This window comes from Bradyrhizobium sp. (assembly GCF_016213215.1).
Classification (GTDB): domain Bacteria; phylum Pseudomonadota; class Alphaproteobacteria; order Rhizobiales; family Xanthobacteraceae; genus Bradyrhizobium.
Genome location: NZ_JACRAW010000070.1, coordinates 1 through 18,495, shown reverse-complemented (window position 1 = coordinate 18,495; position 18,495 = coordinate 1). Strand labels below are relative to the sequence as shown.

The window sequence follows — 18,495 nt, the reverse complement described above, 5'->3', positions numbered from 1 at the left end:
GCTGGTGGTCGCGAAGGTGGAAAATCACGCCAACCAGATCTCGCTGGAAGAAGCCCGCAGGGCCAATCCCGGCGCCCAGCTCGGCGACACCATCGCAGACACCCTGCCGCCGCTGGAATATGGCCGCATCGCCGCGCAATCCGCCAAGCAGGTGATCGTGCAGAAGGTGCGCGAGGCCGAGCGCGACCGGCAGTACCAGGAATTCAAGGACCGCATCGGCGACATCGTCAACGGCGTCGTCAAGCGCGTCGAATATGGCAGCGTGATCCTCGATCTCGGCCGCGGCGAAGGCATCATCCGACGCGACGAAATGCTGCCGCGCGAGGTGTTCCGCAACGGCGACCGCGTCCGCGCCTATATCTTCGACGTGCGGCGGGAGACCCGCGGGCCGCAGATCTTCCTGTCGCGCACCCATCCGCAGTTCATGGCCAAGCTGTTCGCCCAGGAGGTGCCGGAAATCTACGACGGGATCGTCGAGATCAAGGCGGTTGCCCGCGACCCCGGCTCGCGCGCCAAGATCGGCGTGGTCTCGCGCGATTCCTCGGTCGATCCGGTCGGCGCCTGCGTCGGCATGCGCGGCTCGCGCGTGCAGGCCGTGGTGAACGAGCTGCAGGGCGAGAAGATCGACATCATCCCGTGGTCACCGGACATAGCGACCTTCGTCGTCAACGCGCTGGCGCCGGCCGAAGTGTCCAAGGTCGTCATCGACGAAGATCGCGAGCGCATCGAGGTCGTCGTTCCCGACACCAACAACCAGCTTTCGCTGGCGATCGGGCGGCGCGGCCAGAACGTGCGCCTCGCCTCTCAGCTCACCGGCTGGGACATCGACATCCTCACCGAGCAGGAGGAATCGGAGCGCCGCCAGGCCGACTTCGAGAATTCCACCCGCGTTTTCATGGAATCGCTCAATGTCGACGAGGTGGTGGGTCAGTTGCTCGCTTCTGAGGGCTTCACCTCGGTCGAGGAGCTGGCGCTGGTGGAGCTGAAGGAGCTCGCCGGCATCGAAGGCTTCGACGAGGAGACCGCGCAAGAGCTGCAGAACCGCGCCCGCGAGTATCTGGAGCGCCAGGACGCCGAGTTGGAGGCCAAGCGCAAGGAGCTCGGAGTCGAGGACGCGCTCAAGACCGTGCCGGGCGTGACCTCCAAGATGCTGGTCAAGTTGGGCGAGAACGACATCAAATCGGTCGAGGACCTCGCCGGTTGCGCCACCGACGATCTCGTGGGCTGGACCGAGCGCAAGGAAGGCGGCGAGCAGACCAAGTACGCCGGCATCCTCGACGGCATCGAAGTCTCGCGGGAGGATGCGGAAGCCATGATCATGCAGGCGCGCGTCAAGGCAGGCTGGATCACCGAGGCCGAACTCGGCAAGCAAAGCGAGCCGGCTGAGGCGACCGAAGATCAGCCGGTTTGATGCGCATTCGCCAGGAACGGAGACCCGTGTTGCGCAAAGAACCCGCGCAAACAGAGGCTTAGGGGAGATGTCGCCCGGATGCTCGCCGTCGTCGACCCCGATCTCGACAATGGGCCGCGGACCGAAAGGTCCGCGACCATGCGGATGTGCGCGGTTAGTCGCGAGGTCCGGCCGATTGACGAACTGATCCGGTTCGTCGTTTCGCCCGGCGGCGAGGTCGTGCCGGACATCAAACGCAGGCTTCCGGGCCGCGGAATGTGGATCTCGGCTTCCCGTCGAGCGGTTGCGGAAGCGGTGCGCTGTCACCAATTTAGCAAGGCGTTCAAGCGCGACCTGCGCGTTCCATTAACCCTCCCCGCCGATACGGAAGCCCTGCTGGCACGCAGCGTAGCGGAGGCACTGGGGATCGCAGCCAAGGCGGGCCAGGTTGTCTGTGGCTTTGGCAAGGTCGAGACCGCCCTGCGCGCCGGCGAGGTGCAGGTCCTGATCCATGCCGCGGACGGGGCCGAGGACGGAATCCGCAAATTGGACGCGCTCGCGCGGCAAAAGGGCGAAAATCGCTCCGGATTGCCCGAATTCCCGATCGTTACCGCTCTGACGTCGGCAGAATTGGATTTGGCACTGGGCCGGTCAAATGTGATACATGCTGCGCTGCTCGCGGGCCCGACGAGCAGGACATTCCTGTCGCGCAGCCAGATGCTGGTCCGATACCGGCTGGCGGACGACGACAAGACTGCCGGAACCGCGGCCGGGACTTCTTGAGATAACGACGACCACCGAACGACGGTGCGGCAACGCACAACAAACGAGATTGGGACTGCTGAATGGTTGATACCAAGACCCCTGGCGACAAGAAGCTGAGCGTTCCGGGCAAGACGCTGACGCTCAAGCCGCGCGTCGAAACGGGCACTGTGCGCCAGAGCTTCAGCCATGGCCGAAGCAAGCAGGTAGTGGTGGAAAAGCGCGGCAAGCGCCGCGTCGGAGGCGAGGCGGGCGCGCCCGAGCCGCAGGCACCCGAAACCGTCAAGGCCGCGCCGGCGGCACCGGCAGCCAAGCCCGCCGCGCCCCCGCCAGCACCGCCGCGCAGTGCGAACTCCGGCGTCGTGCTGCGGAGCCTGACCGAGGACGAACGTTCCGCCCGCGCCAGCGCCTTGGCGGACGCCAAGATGCGCGAGATCGAGGAACGGCGAGTGGCGGAAGAGGAAGCCAAGCGCCGCGCCAGCCGCGAAAGTATCGAGCAGGCCGAGCGCGAAGCCGCCGAAGCGCGCCGCAAGGCGGAAGAGGAGCGTCACCGCCACGAGGAAGAGGCCAAGCGCAAGGCCGAGCTGGAAGCCAAGAAGCGCTTCGGCGACGGCGAGACCGCCGCCCCCGCTGCCGCCACGACCACCGCCCGCGCCCCCGCGCCGGCGCGCCCGGCGGCGGCGGCGCCCAGCCGCGCGCCCGGCGTGGCGGTCGAAGCGGAGGAGGAAGAGGGTCCGCGTCAGGTTCGCCGCGGTCCCGGCGGCGCCATGCGCCCGGTCGCAGCGCCAAAGACCACCCACAAACCGGGGCCGCAGAAGCAGCGCGGCCGCCTTACCGTGGTCACCGCGCTCACCGCCGACGACGTGCGCGAGCGCTCGATCGCCTCGTTCCGCCGCCGCACCCAGCGCCTGAAGGGACATGCCGCGAACGAGCCGAAGGAAAAGCTGATCCGCGAGGTGACGATCCCGGAGGCGATCACGATCCAGGAACTCGCCAACCGCATGTCCGAACGGGCGGTCGACGTCATTCGCCTGCTGATGAAGCAGGGCGCGATGTACAAGATCACCGACGTGATCGATGCCGATACCGCGCAGCTCATCGCCGAGGAACTGGGCCACACGGTCAAGCGCGTGGCCGCTTCCGACGTGGAGGAAGGCCTGTTCGACGTCGTCGACGATTCCACCGATACCGAGGCGCGCTCGCCCGTGGTTACGGTGATGGGTCACGTCGACCACGGCAAGACCTCGCTGCTCGACGCGCTGCGCCAGACCAACGTGGTGTCGGGCGAAGCCGGCGGCATCACCCCGCACATCGGCGCCTACCAGGTCACCACGCCCGAAAGCGGCAAGAAGATCACCTTCATCGACACCCCGGGCCACGCCGCCTTCACCGCCATGCGCGCCCGCGGCGCCAAGGTCACCGATATCGTCGTGCTGGTAGTCGCGGCCGATGACGGCGTGATGCCGCAGACGGTCGAAGCCATCAACCACGCCAAGGCGGCGAGAGTGCCGATCATCGTCGCGATCAACAAGATCGACAAGCCCGACGCGAGACCCGAGCGCGTGCGCACCGAGCTGTTGCAGCACGAGGTGCAGGTCGAATCGCTCGGCGGCGACGTGGTCGATGTCGAGGTCTCGGCCAAGAACAAGACCAATCTCGAACGTCTGCTCGAGATGATCGTGTTGCAGGCCGAAATCCTCGATCTCAAGACCAATTCGCAGCGTCCGGCCGAAGGCACCGTGATCGAGGCCAAGCTCGACCGCGGCCGCGGTCCGGTCGCGACCGTGCTGGTCCAGCGCGGCACCTTGCGGGTCGGCGACATCATCATCGCCGGCGCCGAAATGGGCCGCGTCCGCGCGCTGATCTCCGACCAGGGCGAGACGATCCAGGAGGCCGGCCCCTCGGTGCCGGTCGAGGTGCTCGGCTTTAACGGTCCGCCGGAGGCCGGCGATCGCCTCGCGGTGGTCGAGAACGAAGCGCGCGCCCGCCAGATCACCAGCTACCGCGCCCACCAGAAGCGCGAGAACGCCGCCGCCTCGATTTCGGGCATGCGCGGCTCGCTCGAGCAGATGATGTCGCAGCTCAAGACCAGTGGCCGCAAGGACTTCCCGCTGATCATCAAGGCCGACGTGCAGGGCTCGCTGGAAGCGATCCTGGGCTCGCTCGAAAAGCTCGGCACCGAGGAAGTCGCGGCGCGCATTCTTCATGCCGGCGTCGGCGGCATTTCGGAATCGGATGTCACGCTGGCCGAAGGCTTCGGCGCAGCGATCATCGGCTTCAACGTCCGCGCCAACAAGGAGGCGGCGGGAGCCGCCAAGCGCAACGGCATCGAGATCCGCTATTACAACATCATCTACGACCTCGTGGATGACGTTAAGAAGGCGATGAGCGGCCTGCTCGCGCCGACCCTGCGCGAAACCATGCTGGGCAATGCCCAGATTCTGGAAGTGTTCAACATTTCCAAGGTCGGCAAGGTGGCGGGCTGCCGCGTCACCGACGGGACCGTGGAACGCGGCGCCAATGTGCGCCTGATCCGCGACAACGTCGTCGTGCACGAAGGCAAGCTCTCGACGCTGAAGCGTTTCAAGGACGAAGTGAAGGAAGTCCAGGCCGGCCAGGAATGCGGCATGGCCTTCGAGAACTACGGCGACATGCGCGTCGGCGACATCATCGAGTGTTACCGCGTGGAGACGATCCAGCGCTCCCTGTAAGTCCAAGTCTTACGAAGCGCACGGATTTTTCTTGAGCTGAACTCGAACTGAAATGCAGGCGTCACGGACGGACCCGTTCCGGCCGTGACCGTCTTGCCCGTTCCGACAGGAAGACACGAATGCCCGCGTCGGCTGCGGGGCTCGACGGTATTGAAAGAAGATACAGACGCTAATGACTCGCCAGCACCACAGAAAAAGTTCCAGCCCCGGCGGTTCGCAGCGCCAGTTGCGCGTCGGCGAGGCGGTCCGCCACGCGATGGCCGAGATTCTGGCTCATGGCAGCGCGCATGATGCGGACCTCGAAGGCCACATCATCACCATTCCGGAGGTGAGAATGTCGCCGGACCTGAAACTCGCGACGATCTACGTGATGCCGCTTGGCGGCCGCGACACGGAAGTCGTCATCGCCGCACTCGAGCGCAACAAGAAATTTCTCCGCGGTGAAGTGGCGCGTCGCGTTAACCTAAAATTTGCGCCTGATGTCCGCTTCCGTGTCGACGACCGATTCGACGAAGCGGAACGGATCGAGAAATTATTGCGAACACCTGCGGTTCAAAGAGACCTCGCAGCAGATCGGGACGAAGAGCAATGAACATGAACCCGGCCGATACCACGATCGGCACGCGCGATGCCGATTCGCCCGACGCGCAAGAGAATAATTTTTCGTCCGCGCGCGACACGGCTGCGCCGCCGCAGGAAACACCTCGTACCGAGGCGCGCCGCGTCAACAATGATCCGCGGCAGCAGCAAAGGCAGAATCAGGTGCGCCGCGACCGTCGCGACGTGCACGGCTGGATCGTGCTCGACAAGCCGATCGGCATGACCTCGACGCAGGCCGTGGCGGTGGTGAAGCGCCTGTTCCAGGCCAAGCGCGCCGGGCACGCCGGCACGCTGGATCCGCTCGCCTCGGGCGGCCTGCCGATCGCCCTCGGCGAAGCCACCAAGACGGTTCCCTTCGTGATGGACGGTCGCAAGCGCTATCGTTTCACCGTCCGCTGGGGCGAGGAGCGCGACACGGACGACACCGAGGGCCGCGTGGTCGCGACCGGCGAATTGAGGCCCACGGCCCAGGCGATCGAGGCGCTCCTGCCCCGGTTCACCGGGCTGATCGAGCAGACGCCGCCGCGCTATTCGGCCATCAAGGTCCAGGGCGAGCGCGCCTACGACCTGGCGCGGGACGGCGAGGTCGTGGAATTGGCCCCCCGGCCGGTCGAGATTCATCATTTATCCCTGGTTAACCAACCGGATAGCGACCACGCCGTATTCGAGGCCGAATGCGGCAAGGGAACCTATGTGCGGGCGCTGGCGCGGGATATGGGACGGATTCTCGGCTGCTTTGGCCATATCTGCGCGCTGCGACGGACGGTGGTCGGTCCGTTCGGCGAAAACGACATGATTCCGCTGGAACAATTGCAGGCTTTGTGCAATAGAGCCGCGTCCGGCGAGGGCAGCCTCGCCGACGCGCTTTTGCCCGTTGAGACCGCGCTGGACGACATCCCGGCACTGGCCGTCACTCGGGCTGATGCGGCAAGGCTCCACCGGGGCCAAGCTGTCTTGTTGCGCGGACGGGATGCGCCCAGTTGTAGCGGCACAGTCTATGTCACGGTGGCAGGCCGGCTTCTCGCGCTTGCCGAAGTCGGCAATGGCGAAATCATCCCCAAGCGTGTGTTCAACCTGACCGGGCTGACTGCTGGCTCCGGTCGCAACGAGAGAAATTGACGATGTCGATTACCGCCGAACGCAAAGCGGAAGTCATCAAAACGAATGCCACCAAGACCGGCGACACCGGTTCTCCCGAGGTTCAGGTCGCGATCCTGTCGGAACGCATCAATAACCTCACGAACCATTTCAAGACCCACGGCAAGGACAACCATTCGCGCCGCGGCCTCTTGAAACTCGTGTCGACGCGCCGTTCGCTGCTCGATTACCTGAAGAAGAAGGACGAAGCGCGCTACAAGGCGCTGCTCGAGAAGCACAACATTCGTCGTTGAGTTGGTTGCTTTGACGCGTGCCAGTTGCGCGCGTTTTTCGAGCGTAGTTTCGAAAGAAAGCGCTTTTTCAAGGTTTTTGATCGAGGCTATGCGCACAAGGTGTGCGAGCCAAGGACGGCCCGCATCAGGGCATGATCGAAGGGGCCACCGCGCCTTTGTAGCTTCGTTCGTGCCCACGAAGGAACGTCCAGCCGCAATCCGGCAGCTGGGCGTCACGGGCAAAGTGCCTGTATGACCCGAAAGGATGGACGCCATCCGAAATTTGAGAACCATGGCAGGATCGCCGGACGCTGGGCTGCATCGGGATCAGCGTCCCGCCATCTTGCGCATGGTTTTTGTGTTTCAAGGCGTCCCTTCTTTCGAGAACCGATGAAAGAAGACCTCTATGTTCAATAAACATTCCGTCGAGATCGACTGGGGTGGACGCCCCCTCAAGCTTGAAACCGGCAAAGTCGCCCGCCAGGCTGGCGGCGCCGTCGTTGCCACCTATGGCGAAACCGTCGTGCTCGCCACCGTGGTCGCCGCCAAGGCGCCGCGCGAAGGCGTCGACTTCCTGCCGCTGACCGTCGACTATCAGGAAAAGACCTATGCGGCCGGCCGCATCCCAGGCGGCTATTTCAAGCGCGAGGGCCGGCCCACCGAAAAGGAGACCCGGGTATCCCGCCGGATCGACCGCCCGGTCCGTCCGCTGTTCGTCGACGGCTGGCGCAACGAGACGCAAGTCATCATCACCACCCTGTCGCACGACATGGAAAACGATCCGGACGTGCTGGCGATGGTCGCGGCTTCCGCGGCGCTGACGCTCTCGGGCGTGCCGTTCAAGGGCCCGATCGGCGCCGCCCGCGTCGGCTTCGTCAACGACGAATATGTGCTCAACCCGACGCTCGACGAGATGGCGGACACCCAGCTCGACCTCGTCGTCGCCGGCACTTCCGACGCCGTGCTGATGGTCGAATCGGAGGCGAAAGAGCTCAACGAGGAGATCATGCTGGGCGCGGTGATGTTCGGTCACCGTCACTTTCAGCCGGTCATCAACGCGATCATCGACCTCGCCGAGAAGGCCGCCAAGGAGCCGCTCGACGTCCAGACCATCGACAACAGCGAGCTCGAAAAGGACATACTCGCGCTGATCGAGCAGGACCTGCGCAAGGCCTACGCGATTCCGATCAAGCAGGAGCGCTACGCCGCCGTCGGAGCCGCCAAGGAAAAGGTAATGGCGCACTACTTCCCGGAAGGGCAGGAGCCGAAATACGACAAGCTGCGCGTTGCCGGCGTCTTCAAGGAGCTCGAGGCCAAGATCGTCCGCTGGAACATCCTGGATACCGGCCGGCGCATCGACGGGCGCGACGTCAAGACGGTGCGCAACATCGTCGCCGAAGTCGGCATGCTGCCCCGTGCCCATGGCTCGGCGCTGTTCACCCGCGGCGAGACCCAGGCGCTGGTGGTGACGACGCTCGGCACCGGCGAGGACGAGCAGTACGTCGACGCGCTGTCGGGAACGTACAAGGAGACGTTCCTGCTGCACTACAACTTCCCGCCCTTCTCGGTCGGCGAAACCGGCCGTCTCGGCGGCACCAAGCGGCGTGAGATCGGCCACGGCAAGCTCGCTTGGCGCGCGATCCACCCCGTTCTGCCGCCACACCATGAATTCCCTTACACGTTGCGCGTGGTCTCCGAGATCACCGAGTCCAACGGCTCCTCCTCGATGGCTTCCGTCTGCGGCGCTTCGCTGGCGCTGATGGACGCCGGCGTGCCGCTGAAGCGGCCGACCGCGGGCATCGCCATGGGCCTGATCCTCGAAGGCGGCCGCTACGCGGTGCTCTCCGACATCCTCGGCGACGAGGATCATCTCGGCGACATGGACTTCAAGGTCGCCGGCACCGAGGCCGGCATCACCTCGCTGCAGATGGACATCAAGATCGAGGGCATCACCGAAGAGATCATGAAGGTGGCGCTCGGCCAGGCGCGCGAAGGGCGCGTTCACATCCTCGGCGAGATGGCCAAGGCGATCACGGCAGCGCGTGCCGAGCTCGGCGAATACGCCCCGCGCATCGAGACCTTCAAGATCCCGACCGACAAGATCCGCGAAGTGATCGGCACCGGCGGCAAGGTGATCCGCGAGATCGTCGAGAAGACGGGCGCCAAGATCAACATCGAGGACGACGGCACCGTGAAGGTCGCCTCCAGCGACGGCGAGGCGATGAAGGCCGCGATCAAGTGGATCAAGTCGATCGCCTCCGAGCCGGAAGTCGGCCAGATCTACGACGGCACCGTGGTCAAGGTCATGGAGTTCGGCGCCTTCGTGAACTTCTTCGGCTCCAAGGATGGCCTCGTCCACATCAGCCAGCTCGCGGCGAACCGCGTGCAGAAGACCAGCGATGTCGTCAAGGAAGGCGACAAGGTCAAGGTCAAGCTGCTCGGCTTCGACGACCGCGGCAAGACCCGCCTGTCGATGAAGGCGGTCGACCAGGTGACAGGCGAGGATCTCGAGGCCAAGCAGAAGGCCTCCGAGCCCCAGCCGTCGGCGCAGGCCGCGGGCGAGTAACCTCGCGATCCAGTCCAACGACAAGGGGGCGGCTTTTCAGCCGCCCTTTTTGTGTCCGCTGCGAGGTGGGAAATTTCGCCTGGGATGCGCGTCACTCGCATTGCGAATGGATGCGGCGCGCTCTAGTTTATGCGCGCCAGCTCGCAACCCTAGATTATCTGCCATGTTACGTAGCCTCATTGCCGATATCGTCATTCTTTCCTGCTTTGCACAAGCTTCATGGGCGCAGTCGCCGCCAGCAACGCCTCCCGCAGCACAGCCAGCCAAGTCCGTTGCAAAGAAGCCGACGGCGAAGGCCACTACGGCTGCGAAGCAGCCCGGCGCGACAGAAAGCGGCCCCTGCAGGCTGGGCGTGATCTCGGCTATCGGAGACCGCTTTTCCGTACAGAAGTTCGGAGTTACGATTTTTGAGAATGAGGCCACCGAGGTTCCTGTCGAAGGTTGGGGATTCGACGACTTCGTGATTGCGCGGGTGCGCGCGGCGACTCGCGCGGATCCTGCGGTGCGAAGGATCGCTTACCCAAAAAGGGCGTTCGAACCGTTCTACAATCCGAAATCGAGGCTCTTCCCCGATCCAAGCGAACGCCTGCCTGCGATCGTCAGGAGGATCACGCCCAATGCGAACTGCGCGCGCTATCTTGTGGTGACGAAGCTCAACGGAGAACTGCCTGGCACCCGCATGATCCTGAACGGCATTGGCACGTACAATCAAGGCCTCGGATCTCTCGTCCGGCATTCGCACCTGTTCGCCAACATCTCGCTTAGTTTGCTGGATGGCAGGTCGTACGAGCAGATCTCCCGCCCCTTCGCGAATTTCGGCACGAGGATGTCCGAGAGCCTCAGACTGACAGAGGATCCGCTCACCAAGCTCGACAATTCGCTGTACCCTGAACCGGCGATGGCAGCTTCAAACAGTCCAACGCTGCGCGAAAGAACCCGCGCGCTCGTTGCAGCGAGGCTTGACCAGGCGTTGCCTGGCTATCTCAAGGACGAGTGAGCCGGCTCTGCGACGGATTTATCGCTGCCATAATTCGACCTTGCAGCTTGTCTCAATTGCTTCGCGCAACCGCCCCAAGGAATTTCATCATGATCCAGCTCTACTGGTCGCCCCGCTCGCGCTCATTCACCACCATCTGGCTGATGGAGGAGAGCGGGCTTCCTTATGAGCGCGTGCTGACCGACATCACGACCGGCGCGCAGAAGGCGCCGGAATTCCTCAAGATCAATCCAATGGGCAAGGTGCCGGCGCTGAAGGATGGCGAGGCCGCGCTGGGCGAAGCCGCTGCGATCTGCGCCTACATCGCCGACCGCTATCCGGAGACCAGGCTGGCGCCGCCGCCGACCGATCCGAAGCGCGCCAGATACCTGCAATGGCTGTTCTTCTCGCCGAGCTGCATCGAGCCCGCGCTGATCCAGATCTTCACCAAGCTCGAGGTGCCGCCCTCGACCGCCGCCTGGGGCAGCGCGACGCAGGTCTTCGACGTGCTGGACGCGGCGCTGACCGAGGGTACGTGGATCCTCGGCGATGACTTTTCCGCCGCCGACATCGTCATCGGCTCCGGGCTGAACTTCGCGATACGCCTGTTCAACATGGTGCCGTCGCGGCCGTCGTTCGACGCCTATCTTGCCCGCTGCACGGCGCGCCCGGCATTCCAGCGCGCCGAGAACATCGCGGCGGGTTGAGGCTCATTCCCACAGCTGTCAGACAGCTGGCCCCGGACGGAGCTGTCAGGCTTGGGAGAGTGGTTTCCCGACTGGCTTAACTCGGGACCACGCGAGGATCGACGTCCTGCGCGTAGTCAACGCCGTCGATGCCGAATCCGAACAGGCGAAGGAACTGGCTCTTGTATTCTGCAAGGTCTGCCAGTTCGCCGAGCGTTTCTGTGGAGAGCAAAGGCCATCGTCGTGACACCTCGGCCTGAACTTCGGGCGAGAGTTCCCAATCATCCAGTCTGACGCGCTGCGCCTCGTCAAGTTCGACACCCACGCCAAGGCGCGTCCGAAACAGGCGATCGATCTGTTCGATGCAGCCTTCGTGGAGCCCGAGTTGCTTCATGACCTTGAACAGCACCGTCCCATAGAGCGGCACGACCGGAATGGCTGAACTCGCCTGGGTGACCACGGCCTTCAGCGCCACCACGCGGCCCGCGTCCTGGCCGAGCCGGCCCCGGATCTCTTCCGCCCTACGGTCGAGATCGACCTTGGCGCGACCCAGAGTGCCTTTCCAGTAGATCGGCCAAGTCAGTTCGCTGCCGATATAGGTGTAGTTGAGTGTCTGGAAGCCCGGCGCCAGAACATCGGCGTCCGCGAGCTGATCTATCCAGCGCTTCCAGTCCTCGCCTCCCATCACCGCAACGGTGGCCGCCGCTTCATCCTCACTCGCCGGTGCAAGGGTCGTCTCGAAGACTTCGCCGGTTTCAGTGTTGAGGGTCTTGATTTCGACAGGGGCACCGAGCGGCTTGATCGCAGAACGATAGGTCTTGCCCGTGATCGGATCCGTCCGGACCGGAGCGGCCATGCTGTAGACCAGCATGTCGAGCTGTCCGAACTTCTCGCGCACGCGGTCGATGAAGGTCTTCTTCAGCTCGTCGGAGAAGGCGTCACCCTCGAGGGTGAGCGGCGATCGTCCCATCTTCTGAGCCTGGATCTCGAATGCGCGGTTGTTGTACCAGCCGGCGCTGCCGGTCCTGGTTGCCGTCGGCTCGCGCTCCAACGACACTCCGATGGTCTCCGCTCCTCCGGCGAAGGTCGCAACAATGCGGCTCGCGAGGCCATAGCCTGTCGAACACCCCAGCACGGCGATACGCTTGGGGCACTGTGGAATGGCGCCCTGACGGAGAACATAAGCGATTTGGTCGTGGACGTTTCTGGCGCAGCCGACGGGATGCGCCGTCGTGCAGATGAAGCCTCGCACGCGCGGTTCGATAATCATGCCCATCCCATGTCGGATCGTTGCAAAGTCCTCATTCGCTGCCTGCCGACCTCTCGCCGCACGCGAAGGGTAAAAACCGGATCACGCATCCAGCCGGCTGAACACGAGCGTCGCGTTGGTGCCGCCGAAGCCGAAGGAGTTGGAAAGCACGGTTCCGATCCTGGCGTTGTCGATGCGCTTGCGCACGATCGGCATGTCAGCGAATACCGGGTCGAGCTCCTGGATGTGAGCGCTCTCGCAGATGAAGCCGTTGTTCATCATCAGGAGCGAGTAGATCGCCTCCTGCACGCCCGTGGCGCCGAGCGAATGGCCGGTGAGCGCCTTGGTGGCCGAGATCGGCGGACACTTGTCGCCTGTGCCGAACACCTTGCGAATGGCCTCGATCTCGGGCGGATCGCCCGCGGGCGTCGAGGTGGCGTGCGGGTTGATGTAGTCGACCTTTGTCTTCACGGTCGACATCGCCATCTTCATGCAGCGCTCGGCGCCCTCACCCGAAGGCGCGACCATGTCGTGGCCGTCGGACGTCGCGCCGTAACCCACGATCTCGGCGTAGATGCGCGCGCCGCGCGCCTTGGCGTGCTCGAGCTCTTCCAGCACCAGCACGCCGGCGCCGCCGGCAATGACAAAGCCGTCGCGGTTGACGTCGTAGGGACGCGAAGCGGTCGCGGGCGTGTCGTTGTACTTGGACGACATCGCACCCATGGCATCGAACAGGACCGACAGCGTCCAGTCGAGCTCTTCGCAGCCGCCGGCAAACACGACGTCCTGCTTGCCCCACTGGATTGTTTCATACGCGTTGCCGATGCAGTGGTTGGACGTGGCGCAGGCCGATGATATCGAATAGTTCACGCCCTTGATCTTGAACCAGGTCGCAAGCGTTGCGGAAGCCGTCGAGGACATAGCCTTCGGCACGGCAAACGGCCCGACGCGCTTGGGGCCCTTGGTGCGCGTGATATCGGCGGCCTCGACGATGGTGCGGGCCGAGGGCCCGCCCGATCCCATGATGATGCCGGTGCGGATATTGGAAACCTCGGACGGCTCCAGCCCGGAATCCTGAATCGCCTGCTCCATCGCAATGTGATTCCAGGCCGCACCCTGGCCGAGGAAACGCATGGCGCGCCGATCGACGACCAGCGAGGGATCGAGCGTGGGCGCGCCCTGCACCTGCGAGCGGAAGCCGAGTTCGGCATATTTCTCCGCGCGCGAAATTCCCGACTTCGCCTCGTGAAGGCTCGCAAGCACTTCCTGGGTGTTGTTTCCGATCGACGAGACGATGCCCATCCCGGTGACCACAACCCGTCTCATGACTGCCTCGCCTGTCGTTGTTTCTTCTGTGGTACCTTGCTCAGCCCAGCGACGTGCCCTGCTTGAACAGACCGACCTTCAAATCCTTGGCGCGATAGATAGTCTCGCCGTCGACCGAAAGCCACCCGTCGGCAATGCCCAGCACCAGCTTTGAACGCATCACGCGCTTGATATCTACATTGTACACAACCTTGCGCGCCTCCGGCAGCACCTGGCCGCCGAACTTTAATTCGCTCAGGCCCAGTGCACGGCCGCGCCCTTCGCCGCCGATCCAGCCCAGGTAAAATCCGACCATCTGCCACAGCGCATCCAGACCAAGACAACCCGGCATGACCGGATCGTTCTTGAAATGGCAGCCGAAGAACCAGAGATCGGGCTTCACATCGAGCTCGGCGCGAACCAGTCCCTTGCCGAATTCGCCGCCGGTCTCGGCGATTTCCGTGATGCGGTCGAACATCAGCATCGGTGGCAGCGGCAGCTGGGCGTTCCCCGGCCCGAACATTTCGCCACGGGCACAGGCCAGCAAATCCTCGTATTCGTAACCGCTGCGCCGATTCAGCATGTAATGGTAGCCTTTCCTAGGTCGCGACAAAGCGCTTGACGAAATGGGGCGGTTTCGCCGCGCAAAGCCGGCCGCCTGCCCCGCCCGGGCAAATACCGCAGTTTCGGACGGATGAGATCCGGACGCACCGCAGCAGCTCTTGCGTCGATTGCGCCGAAATCGAGTAAGCAGGGTCGCGCTCTCTAACATAGGCCTTCCGGGCGGCAAAGCACCCCGGCCGCGTAAATTGCCGTATCCCGTCCGTGGTTCCTGACCGGCCGGATGATTCGAGGCGCCCTAGTTGCGAAATACTTGCATCTGCATCTGTTCCTTCATATATTCCCAAGCGATAGTGCCCAATCATACGTGCCCCAAACAGGAAATGAGCGAGAACACTCCAATTCAGACTGACGAAAACGCCCATTCCGCGTCCCTTGCTGCGGGACGGCAACCGGCCCTGACCGGATGCCCATGGCACGACGTCAACGAAATGCTTCAGGCGGCCGGGCTGCGCCCGACGCGCCAGCGGATGGCCTTGGGCTGGCTGTTGTTCGGCAAAGGCGCCCGCCACCTCACGGCGGAAATGCTCTACGAGGAGGCGACGCTCGCCAAGGTGCCGGTATCGCTGGCCACCGTCTACAACACCCTCAACCAGCTCACCGATGCGGGGCTGCTGCGCCAGGTCAGCGTCGACGGAACCAAGACCTATTTCGATACCAACGTCACGGCACATCACCACTACTATCTGGAGAACAGCCACGAGCTGGTCGATATCCCCGACCCGAATCTGGTTCTGTCGAAATTGCCCGAGGTGCCGGAGGGTTACGAGATCTCCCGCATCGACATGGTGGTGCGGTTGCGCAAGAAGCGCTGAGCCTCCTGAAAACCTGAAGTGTTTGCTTTTTCATTCCAGGCGGTACGCAGCCCCGGAATGACGCTGCGCGTCAATTCACCTGCTCGTCGGCGTAGACGCCCCACAGGCGTTCCTGTTCGATCCAGCCGTCAAAGCCGTTGCCAGTGATGTGGCACCAGCCCGCCGCGCATTTCTTGACGTTGGCAACCACGCCGGCCTGCAGGCGGGCGGCGACCGTGCTGCCGGCATCGGCGCTGTCGTAAAGCGGAGCGAGATCGTCCTTTTTCTTCATGGTCACGACCGCCGTGCGGCGGCCCGACAGCAGGGAATGATACACCCAGCCCTCCGCACCCTCGGAATCCCGGACCCGGCGCCAATTCTCGAACTCGGCGGTGATTTCGACCGGCAGGCCCGCGCGGGTGTAGACCCAGGCGACGTCATTATCCTTGGTCGGACCGGCCCTGACGTTCACATGGTCGGACTTGAGGCTGACATAGCGCGGGACCGGCAGACCGCTCGTGGCTGGGGCCGTATCCTTGGAATACACGGTACCGAGTGAGCCACCCAACACAGCGCAGACAAGCGCAACCAAACAACAAACGCGACCGAACGCCATTACCCCGTCTCCTGCCGGTCATCCAACTCAAGCGCGAGCTGAATCCCCCGCCAAAGTCCATCCCCTGTGCCGCGTCCTTTGCCCCGGCTTGCGTCACCTAAGGCCTTCCGTGGTTCTTGTCTTGGCCCGGCCTTCTGCTAGAGAGGACGCGGACGCCTACAAGCAACTGATCCCGTTTTTCCGGCTGGAAATAACGGGAGAAGCTAAGGAAACGCCGGGGAACGACGCGGCCCGCGCAGTGTCGAACAACCGGGTTAATGAGGCCTGAACGGCGAAGCCCCGGATACCGGCGGCTCACGCTGATCCCTCATGAGAGCTGGACATGTCGGTGAAGAAAAAGCCTCTCGTCGTCGTCACACGCAAGCTGCCGGACTCCATCGAGACGCGCATGCGCGAACTGTTCGACGCAAGGCTTAATCTGGACGATACGCCGCTGAGCCCCGAGCAGATCGCCGATGCCGCGCGCACGGCGGACGTTTTGGTACCGACGGTGACCGACGAGATCACGGCGGAGGTGATCAACCAGCCGGATTGCAGGCTGCGGCTGATCGCCCATTTCGGCAATGGCGTCGACAATATCGACGTCGCGGCGGCCCATGCGCGCGGCATCACCGTCACCAACACGCCAAAGGTGCTTACCGAGGACACCGCCGACATGACCATGGCGCTGATTCTCGCGGTGCCCCGCCGTCTGGTCGAAGGCGCCTCCGTCCTGACCGAAGGCAAGCCCTGGGACGGCTGGTCGCCGACCTGGATGCTCGGCCACCGCGTCGGGGGAAAAAGGCTCGGCATCATCGGCATGGGCCGAATCGGCCAGGCGGTGGCGCGGCGCGCCCGCGCCTTCGGGCTGCAGATCCATTATCACAACCGCCGTCCGGTGGCGCCGATGATCGCCGAGGAACTCGGCGCGACGTATTGGGAAAGCCTCGACCAGATGCTGGCGCGGATGGACATCATCTCGGTGAACTGTCCGCACACACCGGCGACCTTCCATCTGCTCTCGGCGCGACGGCTGAAGCTGATCCGCAAGGACGCCTACATCGTCAATACCGCGCGCGGCGAGGTGATCGACGAGGAAACGCTGACCAAGCTGATCGAAAACGGCGACATCGGGGGCGCGGGTCTTGACGTCTACGAGCACGAACCGCTCGTCAGCCCCCGCCTGGTGCGGCTCGCCAAGGCCGGCAAGGTGACGCTGCTGCCGCATATGGGCTCGGCGACCATCGAGGGCCGCGTCGAGATGGGCGAGAAGGTCATCATCAACATCAAGACCTTCCTGGACAACCACAAGCCACCGGATCGCGTGCTGCCGGGGATGCTCTGAGGCTGGTCGCGCGCTACTCGGCGTGCGCGCTGAGGTCACCAATCACAGGCCCGTCGCCGTTGAGCGGATTGGCGGGATCGCGGCTGTAGCGCAGCGTCTCGAAGCGCATGGCGCGGGCATCCATCATCAGGAGCCGTCCGACGAGGCCGTCGCCGAAGCCGACGATCTCGCGGATCGCCTCCAGCGCCATCATCGAACCCAACACGCCCGCGAGCGCGCCCATGACGCCTGCTTCGGCGCATGCCGGCACCGTGCCGGGCGGCGGCGGCTCAGGAAACAGGCACCGATAGGTCGGATTGAATTCGCCGGCCTCGTTCTTCTCATGAGCGCGTATCGTTGTCAGCGAGCCGTCGAAGGTGCCGAGCGCGGCGGTGATCAGCGGCCTCCGGGCGAAGAAGCATGCGTCGGACACGAGATAGCGGGTCTGGAAATTGTCGGAGCCGTCGAGCACCAGATCGTAGTCGCCGATCAGTTCGAGCGCGTTGTCGGCGTTGAGCCAGGTGGCATGGCCGACAAAGCGCACGTGCGGGTTCAGCGCCTCGATGTGTTCGCCCGCGCTCTCCACCTTGCGGCGGCCGATGTCGGGCGTCGAGTGGATCACCTGGCGCTGCAGATTGGACAACGTCACCACGTCGTCATCGACGACGCCGAGCGTGCCGATACCGGCCGCGGCCAGATACATCAGGGCTGGTGCGCCGAGGCCGCCGGCGCCGACCACCAGCACGGAGGCCTGCTTCAGCGCCGCCTGGCCGGGTCCTCCGATATCGCGCAGCACGATATGGCGGGCGTAGCGTTCGAGTTCTTCCGGGGTAAGCATGAGCAACGGCTCCTTCGCTTCGACCTGGCCCGTCGTTGCGAGCAAAGCGAAGCAATCCAGAAATGGGTCCGCGGTGACAGCCTAGATTGCTTCGTCGCTGCGCTCCTCGCAATGACGCTGTTCGCGTAATCGGCCAAACTGAACCCCTCACGGGCTGTTTGCGACCAACGAGATGTGCTTCAATACGCCGAGTTCAACGGTCTTTCGGGATTTGTCATGAGATCGGTGCTGACGGCAACATTGATGTTCGTGGCGGCCGCGACTTGTGCAAATGCCCAGATGACGCCGCCTTCGACCGCCGGCACCAAGCCGAAGCCGGTCGCCACCACCGCGATTCGTCCCGCGGTGCAGACGCCGGCCGAGACCGCCAACGCGATGGCGCAGGCCGAGCGCCTGGCGTTGCAATCCGATCTCGCCTGGGTCGGGCAATACAACGGCGCGATTACCGGCGAGGTCAGCGAGCGCATGGTCGCCGCTATCAAGGAATACCAGAAGGCGAAAGGCGGCAAGCCGACCGGCGTGCTCAATCCGCAGGAGCGCGGCGTGCTCGCGGACACCGCACGGCGGCGACAGGAAAGTGTCGGCTGGAAGATCGTCACTGAACCCGTAACCGGCGCGCGGCTCGGAATTCCCGGCAAGCTCGTACCGCAACAATCGAGCGAGGCCAGCGGCACCAAATGGACGTCGCCGACCGGAACCGTCCAGGTC

At 64.1% G+C, this 18,495-nt stretch carries 17 protein-coding genes; 12 read left to right on the top strand and 5 right to left on the bottom strand.

All coding sequences use genetic code 11. The features are described 5' to 3' along the window. The 9 genes from nusA to HY852_RS12535 all read left to right on the top strand — a co-directional run. Positions 1-1,411 (top strand): transcription termination factor NusA (gene nusA / locus HY852_RS12575; protein ID WP_291605032.1); only part of this gene is annotated, 1,411 nt, incomplete at its 5' end. A gap of 78 nt (positions 1,412-1,489) precedes the next feature. Further along, complete coding sequence (locus HY852_RS12570; RefSeq protein WP_291605031.1) at positions 1,490-2,173, top strand: RNA-binding protein; 684 nt, start codon at positions 1,490-1,492, stop codon at positions 2,171-2,173. Between the two features lie 62 nt (positions 2,174-2,235). Continuing rightward, positions 2,236-4,863: a translation initiation factor IF-2 gene (gene infB, locus HY852_RS12565; RefSeq protein ID WP_291605030.1), complete on the top strand. Its 2,628-nt coding sequence runs from the start codon at positions 2,236-2,238 to the stop codon at positions 4,861-4,863. Between the two features lie 172 nt (positions 4,864-5,035). After that, on the top strand, positions 5,036-5,455 hold the full coding sequence (gene rbfA, locus HY852_RS12560; RefSeq protein WP_291605029.1) for a 30S ribosome-binding factor RbfA: 420 nt from the start codon (positions 5,036-5,038) through the stop codon (positions 5,453-5,455). Beyond that, positions 5,452-6,582, top strand: a complete 1,131-nt coding sequence (gene truB / locus HY852_RS12555) for a tRNA pseudouridine(55) synthase TruB (protein WP_291605028.1) — start codon at positions 5,452-5,454, stop codon at positions 6,580-6,582. The genes rbfA and truB overlap by 4 nt, the downstream gene beginning before the upstream one ends. A 2-nt stretch (positions 6,583-6,584) precedes the next feature. Then, complete coding sequence (gene rpsO / locus HY852_RS12550) at positions 6,585-6,854, top strand: 30S ribosomal protein S15 (protein ID WP_291605027.1); 270 nt, start codon at positions 6,585-6,587, stop codon at positions 6,852-6,854. A 385-nt stretch (positions 6,855-7,239) separates the two neighbouring features. After that, positions 7,240-9,399, top strand: coding sequence for a polyribonucleotide nucleotidyltransferase (pnp, locus tag HY852_RS12545; RefSeq protein WP_291605026.1), 2,160 nt, complete (start codon positions 7,240-7,242; stop codon positions 9,397-9,399). A 163-nt stretch (positions 9,400-9,562) separates the two neighbouring features. Further along, positions 9,563-10,396, top strand: a complete 834-nt coding sequence (locus tag HY852_RS12540) for a hypothetical protein (RefSeq protein WP_291605025.1) — start codon at positions 9,563-9,565, stop codon at positions 10,394-10,396. A gap of 89 nt (positions 10,397-10,485) precedes the next feature. Further along, the gene (locus HY852_RS12535) at positions 10,486-11,082 is read left to right on the top strand and encodes a glutathione S-transferase family protein (RefSeq protein ID WP_291605024.1); all 597 of its coding nucleotides are present in this window, start codon (positions 10,486-10,488) and stop codon (positions 11,080-11,082) included. Positions 11,083-11,158: 76 nt separating this feature from the next. Here HY852_RS12535 and fabV read toward each other — a convergent pair whose 3' ends face one another. From fabV to fabA, 3 genes are all read right to left on the bottom strand, one after another. After that, positions 11,159-12,331, bottom strand: coding sequence for an enoyl-ACP reductase FabV (gene fabV, locus HY852_RS12530; protein WP_291605023.1), 1,173 nt, complete (start codon positions 12,329-12,331; stop codon positions 11,159-11,161). Positions 12,332-12,412: 81 nt separating this feature from the next. Beyond that, the gene (fabB, locus tag HY852_RS12525) at positions 12,413-13,636 is read right to left on the bottom strand and encodes a beta-ketoacyl-ACP synthase I (protein WP_291605022.1); all 1,224 of its coding nucleotides are present in this window, start codon (positions 13,634-13,636) and stop codon (positions 12,413-12,415) included. Between the two features lie 40 nt (positions 13,637-13,676). Beyond that, positions 13,677-14,198, bottom strand: a complete 522-nt coding sequence (gene fabA, locus HY852_RS12520) for a 3-hydroxyacyl-[acyl-carrier-protein] dehydratase FabA (RefSeq protein ID WP_291605021.1) — start codon at positions 14,196-14,198, stop codon at positions 13,677-13,679. Between the two features lie 361 nt (positions 14,199-14,559). Here fabA and irrA point away from each other — a divergent pair, with 361 nt between their 5' ends. After that, entirely contained in the window at positions 14,560-15,051 is a 492-nt protein-coding gene (irrA, locus tag HY852_RS12515; protein ID WP_291605020.1) for an iron response transcriptional regulator IrrA, read from the top strand. Positions 15,052-15,121: 70 nt separating this feature from the next. Here irrA and HY852_RS12510 read toward each other — a convergent pair whose 3' ends face one another. After that, positions 15,122-15,646 carry an SH3 domain-containing protein gene (locus HY852_RS12510; RefSeq protein ID WP_291605019.1) on the bottom strand — a complete coding sequence of 175 codons (525 nt, stop codon included), beginning with the start codon at positions 15,644-15,646 and terminating at the stop codon, positions 15,122-15,124. Positions 15,647-15,968: 322 nt separating this feature from the next. On the opposite strand from HY852_RS12510, the gene HY852_RS12505 reads away from it, so the two are divergent. Next, positions 15,969-16,970 carry a D-glycerate dehydrogenase gene (locus HY852_RS12505; RefSeq protein WP_291605018.1) on the top strand — a complete coding sequence of 334 codons (1,002 nt, stop codon included), beginning with the start codon at positions 15,969-15,971 and terminating at the stop codon, positions 16,968-16,970. 13 nt (positions 16,971-16,983) lie between these two features. On the opposite strand, the gene HY852_RS12500 is transcribed toward HY852_RS12505, so the two are convergent. Next, complete coding sequence (locus HY852_RS12500; protein WP_291605017.1) at positions 16,984-17,787, bottom strand: molybdopterin-synthase adenylyltransferase MoeB; 804 nt, start codon at positions 17,785-17,787, stop codon at positions 16,984-16,986. A 216-nt stretch (positions 17,788-18,003) separates the two neighbouring features. On the opposite strand from HY852_RS12500, the gene HY852_RS12495 reads away from it, so the two are divergent. Further along, positions 18,004-18,495, top strand: a 492-nt coding sequence (locus HY852_RS12495; RefSeq protein ID WP_291605016.1) for a peptidoglycan-binding domain-containing protein, incomplete at its 3' end; no start/stop codon positions are given.